The organism is Streptomyces sp. NPDC047000, assembly GCF_040644295.1.
GTDB lineage: Bacteria > Actinomycetota > Actinomycetes > Streptomycetales > Streptomycetaceae > Streptomyces.
The window spans coordinates 70,051-83,954 of record NZ_JBEYWE010000030.1 but is presented as its reverse complement, the minus strand read 5'-3'; the positions used below and the strand labels follow the sequence as shown (position 1 = coordinate 83,954).

Below are 13,904 nucleotides of genomic sequence, written 5' to 3'. Positions count from 1 at the left end.
CAGGTCCACGGCCCCGATCAGCCGTTCAGCCGCTGGAGCGCACCTCGCTCACACCCAACTCCTCGGTGAAAGAGCGGAGTTCTTCGGACGGCGGTTGGCTCATGGTCAGGAGATCGGCCGCCAGCCGCTTCACCACGGGCAGGCCCTGCACCATCTCGGGCGACGTCTCACGTGCCTTCAGCAATGCCCTCACCGCGTCATCGACGTGGCGGCGCTGGGCGTGGGCTCTGGCCACGTCCACGTGGAAACGCGTCTGCCGTTCCGCCGACAGCTCCGATACGTCGAGGGCCTGCGCGGCCCGCAGGGCGACTCCGGCGTCCCCGAGGTCGACGGCCACAGCCACCTCGTGCAACCCCACGTTGGCCGGCCCGAATTCGGTGTTGTAGTCGTTGCGCCCGCACCCGACCTGCTCAGCCATCTCGCGAGCCTCCCGGAGGTGACCGTAGGCATCCTCAGCCTGGTTCAACCGGGCTGCGGCGAGTGCCCGTTGGAGCGTCAAGGCGCCCCGTAGAGCCGTGGCCTCCACCCGCCCGGCCTCCGCCAGGGACCGCAGCGCGTCAGCCGCGCTGCCGGACACCTGGGCCGTCTGATCGAAATGGCGTGCCCCGAGGAACAGCAGCGACAGCCTGAACTCACCGGCAGCCATCAGCAACGGATCATCCGCGCGTTCGGCAGCGGTTACGGCACGGTCGACGGCGACCCAGGCCACGTCCGGCTCCCCCAGATTCGCGAGGGCGCCGCTGCAGGCGTGATACGTGACCGCCAGCATCCGGAACAGTTCCGGACGCTCCGCCTCGGGAGCCGACCTGGTGGCCGACTCCAGCCGGGGAACAAGATCTTCGAGCAGCTCCCCCAGATCGGCGTATCTGCCTTGGTGCGTGAGCGACCACGCCCGCTCGACATCCTCTCGGAGCGCCAGTACGTCGGGAGCCGCTTCCTGCCGGTCGAGAACGGCCTTCAGTGAGTGCGCGGTGCTCAGCACCAGTCGCAACCGGCCGGCCCCCGGCCGTTCCTCCTCGGCCGCGGACACAAGAAGGGGCGCCTCTGCCGCAAGCTCCGCGACCGGCATGTCCAGCGCCTCGGCGACCTTCTCGAGCACGGTCATCCGGTCGATGCGGCGCGCACCCCGCTCCACCTGCGACACCCACGCTTCCGAGCGCCCCAGCAGGCCGGCGAACTCCTTCTGCGACAGGCCTCGGCGCTTGCGGTTGAACGCGATCTTCCGGCCGAGCGCCTTCCGGTAGTCAGCGCTCAACATCCGCACCCTTGCCGGACACGAGGTCGAGACGGTCGACCTCCGTGGCGGACAGGTACTGCTCCCGCTCGGACAGGAATGCCTGCACATAGTCCTTCGACTCGTGCTCCTCGAAGGCGTCCTCGTCCTGGTAGAGCTCATAGAACACCCGTTGCAGAGGGCAACCGTCAACTCGGTGCACGGTGTAGATCACCGTCCCGGGTTCGTTCGCACAAATCTGCTCACCGGTCCGCGCCACGAGTTCATCGAACGCGGCCGCCGCCGCTTCGTCCTTGCAGGTGAAGCGCACAAACAGTCCGAACATGCGGGCCTCTCTCCATGGCGTCCAGGTCGGCACCGAGCCGTACGCGAGCGCCACGAGCCGACGACTCGCACGAAAAATACGAACCCACACTCTCCATACGCGTACATTCCCCACGGCACTAGTACTAATTGTACGGCTCTTTGGTGCTCGCGTCAGTCGGCCTGCACAGCCGACGCAACCGGCGCGGGAGGAACGCTCATCGCCATGGAGGACGTCATGTTCACTCACCGGCGCACCTTTCCCGGAGATCCCCGCGAACTCCGCACCGTGCGCGACTGGATCCGAGCCACCCTGGACGACCACCCGCACTGCGACGACGCCATGTTGATCGCCACCGAACTCTGCACCAACGCCCTCCTGCACACGGCCAGCGGCGATGACGCCGGAACGTTCCACGTCACCGTCACCGTCACCGCCACCGTCTGCGGGACGGGCGTCTCGATCGCGGTGACCGATTCCGGACACACCGGTACCGCCCCCGAGGTCGGCCACCCGCCCTTCGACGCCACGCACGGTCGCGGACTCGGCATGGTCGCCGCCCTCGCGGAGGTGATCACCGTTCAAAGCGACGGCTCCGGACACACCGTCACCGCGGAACTCTGCGTCCGGACAGACCTCTGGGCCACTGCGGTCAGGTCCGCGTCGGTTCCCCGCCCGTGAAGCTCGGGCCGCTGCCGACGGCTCGCAGGTGCCGACCGGCCTGGCCCCTGTCCTCGAATATCTCCGGGGTGAGCCGGTAGAGCTTCACGCTGCCGACACCACCGGTTTCTTCCATCCAGCCGGCCGTGACCAGTTCTTTCCGGGTCCGCGAGAAGACCGGGGCTGTCATACCCGCGATGACGGCCAACTCGGACGCCTTGATCATCACCGTTCCGTCCGGCCGCTGCTCGCAGGACGCATACAACATCACGACGATCCGCTGACTCGGGGTCAAAACACGTCCCGTCTTTCTGAGCAGGTACTGAACGTCCGCTGCTTCGTGAATCTTCATCAGTTCTCGTCCTTCTTCTGGCGCCGCCGGTCACGGGGCTCCCGCACCCTGCCCTCCGGCGGATTCCAGTCCTTCACCGCTGCCCGGTGCGCGAAGCCGGTACCGATAAACGCCAGGTACGGGGTGCATCGGTAGAACGTCGTCCGCCCGAGTCCGCCCGCTTCCACCAGCAGGCGGGCCTTCTTGAGCACCTTCACCACCCTCGACAGCGCGTCCGCACTCATACCGAGTTCCGCCGCGATGTCGGCACCGGTCCGCATGATGGCTTCCTCGCTCGTCTCGGTGGCGAACCAGTACCAGACGAGGACTCGGAACTCCCGGTCGGTGAGACCCGATGCGGCAGAGGCCAACTCACGACCCCTACGGATGCCCACATTGATGTGAGCGCCATCGAACGCGTAGGCGGCACGGGGTACTTCTTGGATCTCACCCGTGTCCCGGTCGACGAGCGCAAGAATCTTCCGCGCCTGCTCTGCCATACGCCAGGTCCCCCAGAGTCGCGTGCTGTCGGTGAGCCGCCCGGCCTGAGCAACACGGTTCTTACCAAAGAGAACATTACCAAAATGACAAGCAACCCGACTGCAGAGTCGGATCAGTGAGCCTTGCGAAACCTTGAGCACATCGCCAAGCGATCCGACTCCAGAGTCGGATCAACCCGATCCCCGGATCGGGTAACCCGATCCGGGGATCGGATGACATTCCGCATTTTTGCAGGTCAAAAGCGTGCGGGGGCTACGCGCTCTTCATACACCTGAAGGAAGGGCAACACGTGCACCTTCGTACGGGAGGCCCTGCGGGCCGACGCGTCCCGCGCCGGTCCTCGGGCGTGCCACACCCTCTAGCCGAACACGTGCGGGCCATTTGTAGCCGACGTCAGGGCAACAACGGCAACGGGGCTGGGCTATGACATGGCTGAGGTGCACACGCGCGCCTGACCGGTCGGCTCACCCACCGCCGTGGCGTGCTGGCCGTGGCTGAGGTCGCGTACGGGGAGGTATCTAGTTCGGCCGACTTGGCAGGTACGGGACCAAAAGCCGATCAGGCGATACCTTGCGTCATCCGTCCCGCGCGGGACGGATCTCGACCGCTGCACGCACCGGCGACGGAACTCGTCGGTCGCCTCCGAGGCGGGCTGAAAGCCCCCGTCCACCCGCCGGTACCGCAACGCCCTGGGCTCCACGAGTCGGACAAACAGGCCGAGCGCCTCTTCCTCCAGCAGCCGCCGCAGGCTGCGCCAGTGCCGTGACCGCATTGGTTCACCGGGTGTGATCCGGCAGGATCTTGTGCATGCTCGAAGAAAAGCTCGACGCGCTCTCGCGGATGACGGCCGAGCACATGGCCATGCCGTTCCCGGCAGGCTTCCGCGGCCTGGACGTCGAGGACCAGGACATAGTGATGCTTGATGCAGACACCTACGGCTACGCCCCCATCCGGTGGCGTGCGAAAGTCGGAGGCCGACACAGCTGTTCCGTCTCGCGAGGCCTTGCCTCTGTCTCGTCTACCCCTGTCCGGTTCACCTGTCAGGGACAAGGTCAGGTGAGACGGTCCTGGTCAGCGCACCGCTGCCCGCCGACCGACGGCGGCGGAAACGCGCCTCGCCGACAACGTCGAGCGAGAAGACGGGACTTCGACCTCTCACTCAACACTGCATCTCGGCAGGTCGCAACGCCGTCCGACGGAAAGATCAGATAAGAGGGGATAGTGACGTTATGCGCTATCTGCCCGCCCGGGTCTTGTTCAGCCGGATCGGCGCAGAGCAGGGGTACGCGATGCAGCCTGACGACGCGCTGCCATACTCCAGCGCTATGAGCAGCGAAATCTGGGCCGCACTGGTTGGCGGCGTGATCGCGTCAGTGGCCGGACTGGGCGGCATCGCATGGCAATCGCGCGTTCAGAGCAAGCTCGCCCACGCCGACCGCATGTGGGGCCGCCGGGCAGACCTGTACGTCGACATCCTGCGCCATGACGACGCGACGATGCTCCCCGGAGGGGGCGTTCCTGCGGACGTGGAACCTCGTAGCGATCCGGAATTGATCGAGCTGCGCGAGATGCTGGCAGCCCGCGTGGATGCCTTTGCTTCGGTAAGCGTTCGCGATCTGTGGCTGGACACCCAGAAGCGCGACCAGGGTCTCATCGACGCATCCGCCGAAGCCTCCGGGTTGGGCATGCCCGACCGCGACTTTGACGAGGTCGTAGAACGGCTCCCGGAAACAGCTGCGCTCAGGGACGCGCGGCTACGGCTGCGTACCCAGATACGTGCCGAACTTGACCCGGTAGGCCAGCAAGGCCGGCACTGACGCATAGCACCCCTCCTGGGAACAAGGCCCTGTTCTCCCGAAGCTGCCACGAAGTGACAAGTAGCTCTCTGTAGCGGATCTGGGGCCCGCTCGTCAGAGTTTTGGATCTTTTGAGCTCATCGAGCGCCATGCTCAGCGAGGTTGGTCCGGTCATGACGACCGGAAGGAGCCCGGGATGCGGCAGCCGTCGTCGTCGCTCTGGCCCCGCCTCAATTCGCTGGCCGGGATGCTGCGGCGATGGGGACAGAGTCCGCCGCAAGCTCAAGCGCCTCGGCACCCAGCACGTCGAGCGCGCCGCCAAGGCCGCTGCGTGGAAGGCAGGCCAGACGTGCCGCTGCCCGTTCTTCTCCTCGCCCTGCTGCTGACCGTCATCACCCTGCTCGTCGGCATTGGCGTGATGGCCCTGCTGCTGCACAGGCCGTCCTGATGTACGCCGCTTGCTGGCGCTCTGGGCGCGATGGCGCTCATAGTGACCGTTGTCGGGTTGCTGATGTCCGTCACGCGCAGTTGACGTCCAGTTCGCCCACGGTGGGCTTGAGGTCTACCCCCTCATCAACGAAGACCGACAAGCCGCACGGCATGAAGATCAGTCTCAGCGGCACTTCCTGTACCGCGACTACTCACGTCCGCGTTCCGTCCGGGACGACATGCTCTGCGCCATGTCCGTTGGTGCGGACGCTCGCCGCGTCCGACCGGCGGCTGAGCCCCGAGACTGGGTTGGGCGGCCGGAGCGGCGCGGCTTGTGGCGGGCGGGCTGAGTCGTGCTCTTTGTGTCAGTCAAGTCATGCGCGCGGACCGTACGAACCGTCGGTGCTTACGTCGCAGGGTGTTCGTGGACTTCTCGCACCGGCGGTCAACGGGTCGCAGGCGACTCGTGCACACGCTTACTGTCGGCCCCCGACTACGCGCACAGGCGTACCTTCATCGAACAGGAGTACCGCCGGTAACGGCCGAGACCCCCGCAGCGTGTGGAGCGCTGTGAGGGTCTCGAACACTCATCCGAGGGCACAGTCCAGCCAAGTGATGTGGTCTCGGAGTGAGCCCGGTGACGGGCTCGTAACCATGAAAGAGGACTTCATGGTCTGCGTCCATGGTACTCGCTAGATGGCTCAGAATTAGAAAAACTGAAAAATTCCGTGCTCTTTGACCTGCGGATTCGACCTGGAGAGAAGAAGCATCCCTGCATTTTTCACAGGTTTCTCTTAGTGCGAACGAGGGATCGGCAGATCGCCCAGATCGGGCATAATGACTAGTCGCCGCCCGACCCCCTGGAGTTGTGCGCCCTTTCGCGCGCCCCCTTGCGCCCCTTCGCTTCGGCGTGCGTCACGGGTGTTCATCAAGAACACTCATGGATAGGGCGCCCTAATTTCGCAGTTATTCCGCTTACCCCTGGCATCCGTGTTCTGAGTCGCTCATGGGTGCGATGATGGGTTTGGGCAAGGGAGCGAACTTCTCTGCGCGCGTTTCGGTCTGTGGAGGACCGAGTGGACCAGTCCGCTCCCTTTAGTCCGGCCAAAAGCAGGCTTGCCTGCGCGGTGCCTCCCCGCTTCCTGTACGGGGCGGGGAGGCCACCGTCGTAGCGCGCGTGCTCCCTTTATGTGATCGAGGAGATCTTGCATGGAACAAGCCCGACCCCGGACAGGCAGTCTCTGCCTCCCTGCGGGGCACGAAAAGATCCGCCTGGTCCTTGTCCCGCTGGGACTCGTACTCGGCGTGTACGCGGGGGTGGGGTTCTTCTCCGCCTTCAAGGAGACCCCCGCAGCGATCGCGGTCGGCGTGCTGACCACGGACATCGCGCTGCACCTGGTGGACCTCGTCGTCCACGCCTTCGCGCTCTCCAAGTGGGCCTCGGCCCTCTCCTTGGAGCTCGCTGTCGGCATCGCCGCGGGCGTCCCCTTCTACCTCATGTTCGAGGACAAGGCTGAGGCCATCGCGGTCGGGCTGATGACCACAAACATTGCGCTGCACCTCGCCGAGCTCGTCGTGGAGAGGGTGGCCCGGTCGGCCGGGCGTACGCCGACGGGCCCAAGCTCGTCCGCGGGGTTCGACGGCCCGGCAGCAGCGGTGGGAACAAGCTCATGAGGGCCCCCGGGCGCCCGATCCGGGAGATCGTGGGGACCTCCATCCTGATCGAGCTGGCCAACGACATGGTCACCACGCGGAAGGAGGTGGGTCTGACCCTGAAGAACATCGCGGACACGACCCATTACTCCGTCAGCGCCCTGTCCCAGGCGACCTCCGGGAAGTCCATCCCGACCACCGGGATCATCAAGGCGTACGCGGAAGCTCTCGGCATTGACCCCAAGCACTGGTACGACATGCGCGACCAGGCCGTGAAGGAGAGGGGCGGCAAGGGCCGCAAGAATACCCCCAAGAACGACAACCGGCCGCCGGGGAGCTCACGGCGGCCGGCCTCCCCCGCCCCCTCGCTCGCGAACGTCTCCGCTTTCAAGGCCCGAGCCGCCATGGCCCAGGTCGTGGGAGTGGGGGGCGGCAAGCTCTCCCGGGACTCCGACCTCACCGAGAGCGAGAGCAAGAACCCGGAACCCCCGGGGAATGTTGCCGTGGCGACCATGCACAAGCTGGTTCTGGACGCCTTCGAGCAGGCCCCCTCGCAGCTTCACGGTCACCCCGTCGCGAACGTCTTGTCCTTGTGCACCATCCCCGCCGACCTTCTTGAGGTCCTGCGGGATACGAGGGAAAGGAGCGGGCTCAGCTTCCGGGCCTGCTCCGCCGCTCTCCGAAGCAAGGGCGTGGACATCTCCGCGACCACGCTCCAGAGGCTCCTCAACGGAGTTGATCTCCCTCCGGTCGATCTACTGCACGCCCTGCTCACCACATGCAGAGTGCAGCCCGAAGAGATCAGGTACTGGCTCTACCACCGGGCCCGTCTCGAACTCGCGTCGGCTCGTGCTGCTCAGCGCGGAGTACCGGTGGAACACCTCGGCAGGGCTCGCCGTAAGCGCTCCGACAAGGTCCTCTCCTACAAGGTCGCCCGACCGACCCTGTTCTCCCCCGCTCTGCCAGTGCTGCTCAGTCTCATCGTGTTCGTCGTCGAGGTGTGGACGAAGGGCTAGAGGCTGGAGATCACGACAGCGGGGCCGTGCCGAAGGGCGCGGCCCCGCTGTTCGTCTGTCTGCCCCCCCGCGCTCCTGGCGGTGCTCGCCGACGGCCTGCCGTGCATCGTTGACGAGCGTCTCGCGCGGCGGTCGCATTCTTCGGGTCTGTACGGTGAGCAGCCCTGTCTCACATTCGGTGGTGATGGAGAGTCATAAGGATCGTTGGCCTTCGCGTGAAGGACGTCAACGAGCTTGTGCAGATGGTGTTTTCGGGTTTGTTCCCGCTGGTCGTCGAGGATGTGGTCGACGAGGGTGAGCGGATTGTGGTGCGGGCGCGGACTCCGCCGGAGGCCGCGATCTGTCCGGTGTGCGGGGTGTCGACGGGGCGGGTGCACGGCTACCACTGGCGCACGGTCGCCGACGTGCCGGTGGACGACCGCCGGGTGGTGGTCCGTGTGCGGGTGCGGCGTCTGGTGTGTCCCACACGCGGTTGCCGGCAGACCTTCCGCGAGCACAAAGCCCGCAACGTCGCGGACTGTCTGCCCAAGTCCGCGCAGCCCGGCGCGACGAAGGTGATGCAGGAGATCTGCAACGCCAAGGACCGCACTCACGCCGAGCAGGCGATCGAGGCGTTCGCGAAGACCTACGGCGTAAAATGCCCCAAGGCCGTCGCGAAGATCACCCAGGACCGTGACGAACTGCTCGCCTTCTACGATTTCCCCGCCGAGCACTGGATTCACTTGCGGACCACCGACCCCATCGAGTCGACCTTCTCCACGGTCAAACTCCGCACCAAGGTCACCCGCGGCGCGGGCAGCCCGGCGGCCGCCCTCGCGATGGTGTTCAAGCTGGTCGAGTCCGCTCAGGCGCGATGGCGCGCGGTCACCGGAGCCCACCTGGTGTCCCTGGTCCGCGCCGGCGCACGATTCGAGAACGGCATCCTGGTCGAACGTGAGGAACAGGCCGCATGAACGTCCACGACATCCTGCGGAACCCGGACGAGCACGTCCGCTTCGCGGCCTACCTCGACAAGCTGGGGCACGTTGCCGACGCGAACGAGCCCGACCTGGTCAGCCACATGCTCACCGACCCGGACCAGACGATGGCCCAGTCCGCCGTGCTGCGGCACCTGGACCGTCGAGCCGCCAGCCTCTACCCCGGTCCCGCCTACGAAGGGTGGGCGCGGGCGATGACCCAGGCCACGATCGACCACCCCTTCCTGGCTCAGCGCCTGCGGGAGTGGTCACTCTTCCGCGCCATCACGCTCAAGCTGCCCTGGCAGCCGGAGGAACTGCTCGCGTCATCCAACTGGCTCCAGCTCAAGACCGCCACCGGGACGAACACCGAGGCCATCGAGATCCTCACCGAGGCCAGCCGCACCAAGCGGATCAGCAACACTGCCAGGATCAGCCTCAACCACCGCAGCGAGAGCTGAAATCAGCTCACCCACAACTCTTGACTATTGCTCGTCCCTGGCCGACCCGGCGTCGTAGACCCGATGAGTCGCATAAAGGTGGCGGAGGCCGCGTCGACGTCGCCCGCCACGGCGCCTGACGCTGTGTTCTTACCGGCACCCCAAGTTCCCGGACCCCGTCTCGCTCTCCCTGACCGAGTGTCACTCTGATTACAAAGAGCTGCCCGTCACTTCGTGGCAGCTTCGGGAGAACGGGGCCGTGTCGCGGTGGGATTCGAGGAGGAAGGCGTGCAGGAACTACGCACCGCTCGGGCTGACCTGACAGAGACAGTGAGCTTCATCGGACTGTGACCGCTTGATCACCGGTTCAGGCGGGCTTGCCTCCGGGGCGGCCGTGAACGCCGGCGCGTCGGATGCGGAGGCAGACGAGAGCGCGCAGCACAGCCCGGCCGCGGACGCGACGCAGGGCCGCGGTGTCCGGGCTCGGCCGGTAGGTCGTATGGAAGTCGCCGAAGTCGATCACACCGGAGAGAGTGCTGTTCTTCTCTCTCCCACCTTCTTGCACCGTGAGTACGAAGCGGTGGCGCGGGGCCGGCAGATTGTGCCGGCCCCGCGCCCGTGCTCAGAAACCGACGCCGCTAGACGATGCCGGCCCACGAGCAGGTTCTGTTCGGCGGGCAGCTCCAGCCGCGTGCGTCCCGGCCGGCCGACCGGCCGGGATCCGAGACATCGGACCCGAAGCCAGAACCTGGCGGTGCTTCCTCCAGCACTTCTCCTCTCCCGCCGAGATTGTCAACGGAGCGGTATGTGCGTACCACCTGCAGAAAGGGCTTGTAGAGATCCCAGCTGCGGCGCTCGATGGCTCCTCCCTGGATGGGAAGATCAAGCCGCGTGCCAGGCTCGCCACAGGTGGCGGCCCGGGAAGCCCCACCCCGTCGAGGGGGCGGTTTCTTGCGCTGGGGCACGTCGTTCATCGTGGTCTCCTTTCAGCGCCACCACCGGCGGCGGGGCCGCAACCCCGCCGTCGGCGCACGGTCTCAGCCCGCCGGCTCGTTGATCGCCTTGGTGGCCGGGCTGATCAAGGGCAGGAAGCCGAAGTCGGCCTTGACGCCGTCAGCGCCGTTCCCGCGTCCTGGGCAGGTGACGGAGGTTCGGTTGACAGCGTGCGTCCGGTACGGCGTCCGCGGTGCGGTAACCGGCCCAGGGCCGCGTCGTCGCGATGTGAGTTCGCCGTTCATGGCTTTTCCTCTCAACCGCGGACCTGCCCGTGCAGCAGGCGCTAGAGCAGTGCGTCCAGCGCGCCCTTCGCCACTCGGCCCAGGGACTGCCATGGGATGTCCGACCAGCTGAAGTCCGCCTCGACGCCGTCGGCGTCGGTGCCGCGGCCAGGGGAGGTGGTGGTGTTCCGGTCGACGGCGTGCGTCTGGTAGGGCATCTGGAGTGCCGTCACCGGTGTCGGCGCGGCCTCGTGTCCCGTGAACATCTCCGTCATCTCGGTCTCCTTTCGTTCTGGTTCACCGGTGGCGGGGCAGGATTCCCCGCCACCGGGTGTGTGAGGACTTCGGGGTGAGAAGCCTCAGAGGAAGAACTTCGCCACCGAGCCGATGGTGCTGAGGACGTCCTCCCAACCGTCGGCCTCGACGCCGGCCCGGTCGCCTCCGTCGGAGCCACGGGGCATGGCGGGGGTCCGGTCGATCGCAGGCGTCTGGAACGGCGTCTGCGGTGCCACGGACCGCGCGGACCTGTCTTCGCGGGTGAATGTCGTGTTGTTCATCCTTCTCTCCTCTCATCTCTCGATGGCCGGCGGCCGTTCGCCGCCGGACGCTTCCGGTGCTAGCCGTCCTGCATGGCCCAGCACATCTGGCGGGCAGGACCGGTCAGGTCCCCACAGATCGACTTGGCCGCCGTCACGCCTGGGTCTGCGGCCGTGTCGGCCACCGCTTCCCGCGGATCACGGTGAACCGGCGGGCTCTGGAGGGGAACGGTGAGCTGTGGGCGGGATGCTGTTTCGTACATGGCGCCTCCCTGGTGCCGGATATGAGGCGGTCAGAAGTCACCGATGAAGGTGTGGTACGGCGCCAGGCTCACCGGGAGTTCGTCGCTGACGTCGAAGGTGTACAGCTGGGACAGCTTCGCCCTGCGGTCGTTCTCCGGGTCGAAGAAGGTGAGGATGACGTCCTGGCAGTCGGAACCCGGACGGCAGAACGCGCTCTTGGACACCCGGATGGTGTCCAGGGAGTAGAGGTGCTTTTCGTCGCTGCCCGGCACCTGTTTGGCGGCGAGCATGCCTTGGGCCATCCCATCGGCGATCGAGAAGGCGTTGGTACCGGCGAAGTTGAGCGCGCGGTCTGCGGAACTCTGTCCGAGGTTGCGGAACTGCCAGTAGATCTTGTCCAGCAGAGCGAAGATCGTCTTCCTCAGTTCCGTTTCCTGTCCCGGGTCGAACAGGACCTTGCGCTGCTTGAAGTCGGCGCTCACACCGCTCAGCACCGCCTGGACGAAGACGTGCTCGTTCCAGGTGTAGAGGCCGCGGCTTTTCACCTCGACCACCGGGACGATCTGACCGGAGAAAAGGCGCACCGTACGGCCGGTCAGGACACCGGGGACGGAGACCCGTGAAATGTAGGCATCGCTGTCCCGGTTCTGGATCTGGCCGACGATGGCATCCCGCAAGGTCCGGTAGACAGTGGAGACCGGCGGGTACGAGAGGCTGTCGAGCAGGTCCGCCAGCGGGCCTGGGCTCTTCGCTGTCTCCTCGGCGTTACGCCTCACCGTGTCGGGCGGTGCCTTGCGGTCGGTGATGACCGGCCGGGTCCAGTCCATGCCCACCGGCATCTCCGCCTCGAGGGCGTAGAGCGGTGTGGCGTCCATGTTCAGCGTCCACGTGAGCTTGTCCGACGCCCAGGGGTTTTTTGCCAGATACGCGTGCAACTGCCGGGGGTCGTAGATGTTCGGCTGGACCTCTTGTTCCGGATGTCCATCGGTGGCCGGCCGGAAGTCGACCGGCATCTGCTGACGGAAGCTGTCCCGGCGTGCCTCGGTCTGATAGTCGAACCCGATTGTGCCAACCGCGTAGATGTACTGGGGGCCAACGCCGCTCATGGTGCCGCCCGCGCTTGCGGCCGCGCCTTCACCTGGACGTCCGCCACAGGTACCGCCGCAGTCAGGACAGGAGGGGCGTACTCCGTGCGCCGCCGAGGCGGAGGGGACCGGAGCGGTCGGAGGTGGCGGCACCTGCGGTGCTACCGGCTGCGGTGCCGGTTGGGTCACGGGCTGGGTCACGGGCTGTGCCGTCGGCTCCACGGCGGGGTGGGCCCCGGCCTGGGGACCGGCCTGCTGGAAGCCCTGCGGTGCGAACTGCTGGTATGCCTGCGGTACGCCCCCGGGCCAGGACGGCGGGGCCGACGGCGCGGGGCTCTGTGCTGCGGCCTGCGACGGAGCCGCGGCCTGGCCAACTCCCGGAGGCGTCTGAGGCATCGGCGGGAGCGTCGGTGCCTGGGGCGGCGCGGCAGCGGGCAAGCCCTCCGCCGGTTCCCCGGCGTGCGCGTGTACGGCGTTCGTGTCCATGACCATGACTCTTCCTTTCGGTGCGGAGTGAGTCGTCCGGGCGGGCAAGAGGCCGCCCGGGACGTGCACGGCGTCGCCCTTCCCCTCCTGGGAGACGACCGGGCTCCCCTCCCTGATCAGGCCGAAGGCCCGCGCGGCGTCAAGACGGCCGCCGAGCAACCGGCGGCACTCCGACGCGTCGTCCGGGCCGCACGGCAAGCGGCTCGCGGACGCGAGGATGGCGCGGCCGGCGGCGAGCGGGTCGGGATCACGGCCCTCGGCGATCTGCTGGGCCACGAGTAGCGCTGCGACCCCGGCGACCACCGGGGTGGCGAAGCTGCTGCCGGTCAGGGACGAGAGCCGACCGCCGGGAGCAGCGCCCTCGATGCCCCGGCCGGGGGCCAGGACTCCGTTCGTGCGGTAGGCGGCCCCCCAGTTGTTGATGTCCAGCGGCACACCATCGGCGTCGGTCGCTCCGACTGCGAGCACTGACGGTGTGGCGGCCGGAGCCTGCAGACAGTCGCAGCCGTCATTGCCGACCGCAGCCACCACAAGTACCCCGTTGTCCGCGCACAGCCGCAGCGCCCGCTCCAGCATGGCCTCCGCCCTGCCGTCCGGGCTGCGCTCCCCGCCGCTGATGTTGATGACGTGGGCCCCCGCCTCCACGGCCTGTTCGACGGCCCTGGCGAGGTCGAGCTGCGGCACACGCTGCACACGTCCGTCCGGGGACTCCCGGAACACCGGAAGGACAAGACCGTGGCAACGCGGTACGAGACCACGCACCGGAGAACCGGGTTGACCGAGGAGCAGGCTGGCGACATGCGTGCCGTGCAATGACATCGGCCCGGTACCGGCAGACTCTGGTACGAGGGTGGCCAACCGGGTGAGATCCGCTCCCTTGAAACACGGATGCGTGAAGTCGACCGGGCCGTCGAGCACGGCGACACGGACCGCCGGATCGCCGAGCAGTCCGGCTTCCTCAGGCAGTCCGCGCAGTACCGAGCGAGCGTCCATCCCAGCCTCCGTTCCGCGGCCTCA

The 13,904-nt window shown here is 67.0% G+C and carries 13 protein-coding genes and 3 pseudogenes; 8 read left to right on the top strand and 8 right to left on the bottom strand.

Annotated features, from left to right (window positions below; translation table 11 throughout):
* Positions 1–25: 25 nt before the first annotated feature.
* On the bottom strand, positions 26–1,258 hold the full coding sequence (locus ABZ862_RS32375; RefSeq protein ID WP_360966017.1) for a helix-turn-helix transcriptional regulator: 1,233 nt from the start codon (positions 1,256–1,258) through the stop codon (positions 26–28).
* The gene (locus ABZ862_RS32370) at positions 1,245–1,559 is read right to left on the bottom strand and encodes an antibiotic biosynthesis monooxygenase (protein WP_360966014.1); all 315 of its coding nucleotides are present in this window, start codon (positions 1,557–1,559) and stop codon (positions 1,245–1,247) included. The genes ABZ862_RS32375 and ABZ862_RS32370 overlap by 14 nt, the downstream gene beginning before the upstream one ends.
* Positions 1,560–1,775: 216 nt before the next feature.
* Here ABZ862_RS32370 and ABZ862_RS32365 point away from each other — a divergent pair, with 216 nt between their 5' ends.
* Entirely contained in the window at positions 1,776–2,219 is a 444-nt protein-coding gene (locus tag ABZ862_RS32365) for an ATP-binding protein (protein WP_360966011.1), read from the top strand.
* Here ABZ862_RS32365 and ABZ862_RS32360 read toward each other — a convergent pair.
* Together ABZ862_RS32360 and ABZ862_RS32355 are read right to left on the bottom strand one after the other, a co-directional pair.
* Positions 2,191–2,550: a replication initiation protein, RepL2 gene (locus ABZ862_RS32360; protein ID WP_360966008.1), complete on the bottom strand. Its 360-nt coding sequence runs from the start codon at positions 2,548–2,550 to the stop codon at positions 2,191–2,193. The genes ABZ862_RS32365 and ABZ862_RS32360 overlap by 29 nt on opposite strands.
* On the bottom strand, positions 2,550–2,900 hold the full coding sequence (locus ABZ862_RS32355; protein WP_360966005.1) for a helix-turn-helix domain-containing protein: 351 nt from the start codon (positions 2,898–2,900) through the stop codon (positions 2,550–2,552). The genes ABZ862_RS32360 and ABZ862_RS32355 overlap by 1 nt, the downstream gene beginning before the upstream one ends.
* A gap of 1,359 nt (positions 2,901–4,259) precedes the next feature.
* Between ABZ862_RS32355 and ABZ862_RS32350 the strand changes: the two genes are divergently transcribed.
* The 7 genes and pseudogenes from ABZ862_RS32350 to ABZ862_RS32320 form a co-directional block, all read left to right on the top strand.
* Complete coding sequence (locus ABZ862_RS32350) at positions 4,260–4,847, top strand: hypothetical protein (protein ID WP_360966002.1); 588 nt, start codon at positions 4,260–4,262, stop codon at positions 4,845–4,847.
* Positions 4,848–6,464: 1,617 nt separating this feature from the next.
* Entirely contained in the window at positions 6,465–6,929 is a 465-nt protein-coding gene (locus ABZ862_RS32345; RefSeq protein WP_360965999.1) for a hypothetical protein, read from the top strand.
* A 29-nt stretch (positions 6,930–6,958) separates the two neighbouring features.
* Positions 6,959–7,924, top strand: coding sequence for a helix-turn-helix transcriptional regulator (locus ABZ862_RS32340; RefSeq protein ID WP_360965996.1), 966 nt, complete (start codon positions 6,959–6,961; stop codon positions 7,922–7,924).
* Between the two features lie 242 nt (positions 7,925–8,166).
* Positions 8,167–8,379, top strand: a pseudogene (locus tag ABZ862_RS32335) (transposase family protein); the annotation flags it as partial.
* Complete coding sequence (locus ABZ862_RS32330; protein ID WP_360966093.1) at positions 8,353–8,877, top strand: transposase; 525 nt, start codon at positions 8,353–8,355, stop codon at positions 8,875–8,877. The pseudogene ABZ862_RS32335 and the gene ABZ862_RS32330, both read left to right, overlap by 27 nt.
* Positions 8,874–9,341, top strand: a complete 468-nt coding sequence (locus ABZ862_RS32325) for a hypothetical protein (protein ID WP_360965994.1) — start codon at positions 8,874–8,876, stop codon at positions 9,339–9,341. The genes ABZ862_RS32330 and ABZ862_RS32325 overlap by 4 nt, the downstream gene beginning before the upstream one ends.
* A 240-nt stretch (positions 9,342–9,581) precedes the next feature.
* A pseudogene (locus ABZ862_RS32320) lies at positions 9,582–9,671 on the top strand (nitroreductase); the annotation flags it as partial.
* 16 nt (positions 9,672–9,687) lie between these two features.
* On the opposite strand, the pseudogene ABZ862_RS32315 reads toward ABZ862_RS32320, so the two are convergent.
* From ABZ862_RS32315 to ABZ862_RS32300, 4 genes and pseudogenes are all read right to left on the bottom strand, one after another.
* Positions 9,688–9,825: pseudogene (locus ABZ862_RS32315) on the bottom strand (aminoglycoside phosphotransferase); the annotation flags it as partial.
* 774 nt (positions 9,826–10,599) lie between these two features.
* The gene (locus ABZ862_RS32310) at positions 10,600–10,812 is read right to left on the bottom strand and encodes a hypothetical protein (RefSeq protein ID WP_360965991.1); all 213 of its coding nucleotides are present in this window, start codon (positions 10,810–10,812) and stop codon (positions 10,600–10,602) included.
* A gap of 84 nt (positions 10,813–10,896) precedes the next feature.
* A complete protein-coding gene (locus ABZ862_RS32305) occupies positions 10,897–11,094 on the bottom strand; it encodes a hypothetical protein (protein ID WP_360965988.1) in 198 nt (65 codons plus the stop codon).
* 272 nt (positions 11,095–11,366) lie between these two features.
* Entirely contained in the window at positions 11,367–13,880 is a 2,514-nt protein-coding gene (locus ABZ862_RS32300) for a S8 family serine peptidase (RefSeq protein WP_360965986.1), read from the bottom strand.
* Positions 13,881–13,904: the final 24 nt, after the last annotated feature.

Bases quoted from the DNA above. Each gene is read 5' to 3' on its own strand.
- ABZ862_RS32365 (WP_360966011.1), top strand. From the start codon at position 1,776: ATGTTCACTCACCGGCGCACCTTTCCCGGAGATCCCCGCGAACTCCGC.
- ABZ862_RS32300 (WP_360965986.1), bottom strand. From the start codon at position 13,880: ATGGACGCTCGCTCGGTACTGCGCGGACTGCCTGAGGAAGCCGGACTG.
- ABZ862_RS32375 (WP_360966017.1), bottom strand. From the start codon at position 1,258: ATGTTGAGCGCTGACTACCGGAAGGCGCTCGGCCGGAAGATCGCGTTC.
- ABZ862_RS32305 (WP_360965988.1), bottom strand. From the start codon at position 11,094: ATGAACAACACGACATTCACCCGCGAAGACAGGTCCGCGCGGTCCGTG.
- ABZ862_RS32325 (WP_360965994.1), top strand. From the start codon at position 8,874: ATGAACGTCCACGACATCCTGCGGAACCCGGACGAGCACGTCCGCTTC.
- ABZ862_RS32370 (WP_360966014.1), bottom strand. From the start codon at position 1,559: ATGTTCGGACTGTTTGTGCGCTTCACCTGCAAGGACGAAGCGGCGGCG.
- ABZ862_RS32350 (WP_360966002.1), top strand. From the start codon at position 4,260: ATGCGCTATCTGCCCGCCCGGGTCTTGTTCAGCCGGATCGGCGCAGAG.
- ABZ862_RS32310 (WP_360965991.1), bottom strand. From the start codon at position 10,812: ATGACGGAGATGTTCACGGGACACGAGGCCGCGCCGACACCGGTGACG.
- ABZ862_RS32345 (WP_360965999.1), top strand. From the start codon at position 6,465: ATGGAACAAGCCCGACCCCGGACAGGCAGTCTCTGCCTCCCTGCGGGG.
- ABZ862_RS32360 (WP_360966008.1), bottom strand. From the start codon at position 2,550: ATGAAGATTCACGAAGCAGCGGACGTTCAGTACCTGCTCAGAAAGACG.